This window comes from Dietzia sp. B44, from assembly GCF_014145245.1.
Lineage (GTDB): Bacteria > Actinomycetota > Actinomycetes > Mycobacteriales > Mycobacteriaceae > Dietzia > Dietzia natronolimnaea.
This window is the reverse complement of sequence record NZ_JAALEF010000184.1, coordinates 1-2,615: the sequence shown is the minus strand read 5'-3', so window position 1 is coordinate 2,615 and position 2,615 is coordinate 1. Positions and strand designations below refer to the sequence as shown.

General features: G+C 72.0%; 2 protein-coding genes. One reads left to right on the top strand and one right to left on the bottom strand.

Going from position 1 to position 2,615, the window contains the following annotated elements; genetic code table 11:
• Positions 1–1,114 (bottom strand): DEAD/DEAH box helicase (locus G6017_RS07000; RefSeq protein WP_182616648.1); only part of this gene is annotated, 1,114 nt, incomplete at its 3' end.
• Positions 1,115–1,345: 231 nt separating this feature from the next.
• Between G6017_RS07000 and G6017_RS06995 the strand changes: the two genes are divergently transcribed.
• Positions 1,346–2,615: adenylate/guanylate cyclase domain-containing protein (locus G6017_RS06995; RefSeq protein ID WP_182616646.1), on the top strand; the 1,270-nt coding region annotated here is incomplete at its 3' end.

Sequence of the window (2,615 nt, the reverse complement as noted above, 5' to 3'; positions counted from 1 at the left end):
CGCCCGCCGTCACGCCGGCCGACCGCAGCAGCGAGCGCACCTCACGGACCTGGTCGGAGGTGGCCACGGTGACCACGGTGCCGACGGCACCCGCGCGTGCGGTCCGGCCCGAGCGGTGCACGTACGCCTTGTGCTCGGCGGGCGGATCGGCGTGGACGACCAGCCCCACGTCGTCGACGTGGATGCCGCGCGCGGCGATGTCGGTGGCCACGAGCACGCTCGCCTGGCCGGAGGAGAACGCGTCGAGGTTGCGCACGCGTGCGTTCTGCGACAGGTTGCCGTGCAGGTCCACGCTGGTCACGCCGCGCCCGGAGAGCTGCTTGGCCAGGCGCTTGGCGCCGTGCTTGGTACGGGTGAACATGACGGTCCGCTCGTTCACGCCGGCGAGGTCCGCCAGTGCGCGGACGCGGTCGTCCGGGTCCACGTGGAAGACGTGGTGCGCGGTCGCGCCGGGGGTGGCGGAGCCGTCGTCGACCTCGTGCACGACCGGGTTGTCGAGGAACTTGCGGACCAGCTTGTCCACACCCTGGTCCAGCGTCGCGGAGAACAGCAGGCGCTGGGCACCCTGAGGCGTGGCCGCCAGGATCCGGGTGACTCCCGGGAGGAAGCCGAGGTCGGCCATGTGGTCGGCCTCGTCGAGGACGCTGACCTCGATCGAGTCCATGCGGCAGTGCTTCTGGCCCATGAGGTCCTCGAGCCGGCCCGGGCAGGCCACCACGATGTCGACGCCCTGGTCGAGCGCGCTGACCTGGCGACCCTGTGAGACGCCGCCGAAGATCACGGTGGTCTTGAGGCCCATCGCCTTGGCCAGCGGCGCGAGGGTCTCGTCGATCTGACGGGCGAGCTCGCGGGTGGGGGCCAGGATGAGCCCGCGGGGGGAGTTGCGCTTACGGCGGCCGCCGGCGGGCGCGGAGGCGGCCAGGCGGGTGACCAGCGGGAGGCAGAACGCGTAGGTCTTGCCGGAGCCGGTGCGGCCGCGGCCCAGGACGTCGCGTCCGGACATCGCGTCGGGCAGCGTCGCCGACTGGATGGGGGTGGGGGTGACGATGTCGACGCCCGTGAGGACGTCGAGCAGGGATGAAGGAACGCCGAGATCGGCGAAGGAACGTGACAAGGGAGGAATCTCCGTACATAGATGGGGCGTCTTGCCCGGCGCGCTCCTGGGGTGCCACGTCGCTCGGAGGCGACGCGCCCGGTGCGCGACCACGGGAGGTCGACATCCGATTCGGCCCGAGGCAAGAGTGGTGCGGGCCGACTCGCCCACCCTACGCCCCGGCGGGCCCTCGGCCACTGTTCCCGGCCCGAGTGTGACGAGGTCGTCACTTCCTGGCGCGCAGATGGCACGATGTTGACCGTGCGACTCGACCTGTCCCTGCTGCGGCGCCCGGAACTGGGCTCGGTGCTGCTCGGGCGGGAGACCGAGTCGCCGCGCCTGAGAACCCTGCGCGTCCGGGTCCTGCTCGTACTGACGCTGCTGGGCTCCAACCTCGTCGGCGTGGCCGTCGCCGCTGTGCTGATCCTCTTCGTCCTCCCGGGTCCCACCCTCCCCTCCCGTGAGTTCATGGTCCCCACCGCGATCGTCGTCCCGGTGTATGTGGCGCTGGCGACGATCGTGGGGACGATCTGGGTGCGTGGAGCGGTCCACCGGCGTGTCGGGTGGTTCCTCGACGGCCGCGAACCCACGGACCGCGAGCGGGTGTGGACCCTCCGGTTGCCCGGCCGGATGACGCTGATCCAGGCGTTCCTGTGGCTGCTCGGCGCGGCCGTGGTCACGCCCGCCTTCGGGGTGATCGACCCCGAGGCGATCCCGTCGGTCGGGTTCACGATCGTCTTCTCCGGGATGGTCGTCTGCGGTGTGGCGTTCCTCTTCGCGGACTTCGGACTGCGTCCCGTCGCCGCGGTCGCCCTGGCCGACGGTCCGGTCCCCCGCGGCCGGTTCCTGGGTGCCATGACGCGGCTCCGCGTGGCCTGGGCGGTCGGCAGCGGGGTGCCGATCGCGGGACTGATCATCGTGGCGATCTACACGTTGGCGGGCCGGGCCCTGTCGCTGGAACGCCTCGCCGTCATCGTGATCGTGCTCGGCGCCACCTCGCTCCTCGCCGGATTCCTGCTCGTCTCGCTGGGCACGGGGTCGGTCCTCGGCCCGCTACGCAGTCTCCGCTGGGCCATGGAGGACGTCACGGACGGCACGCTCTCCCGGCGGGTGGTGGTCTACGACGGCACGGAACTCGGCGAGCTCCAGCGCGGGTTCAACCGGATGGCGGCCGGGCTCCAGGAACGCGAACGGCTCCGGGATCTGTTCGGCCGCCACGTGGGTCGCGACGTCGCGGAGGCGGCCGAGGAGCGGGACCCCGAACTGGGCGGCAGCGCCTCCCAGGTCGGCGTCGTCTTCGTCGACATCATCGGGTCCACGGAGATGGCGGTGCGGTCCGAGGCGTCGGAGGTCGTCGACGTCCTCAACCGGTTCTTCCGGGTGGTCGTGGAGACGGTCGAGGAGTATGACGGCATCGTGGACAGCTTCCTCGGCGACGCCGCGCTCGTGGTGTTCGGCGCGCCCCGGCCGATGGACGACCCGGCCTCCGCGGCCCTGGCCTGCGCCCGGGTGCTCGGTGAGC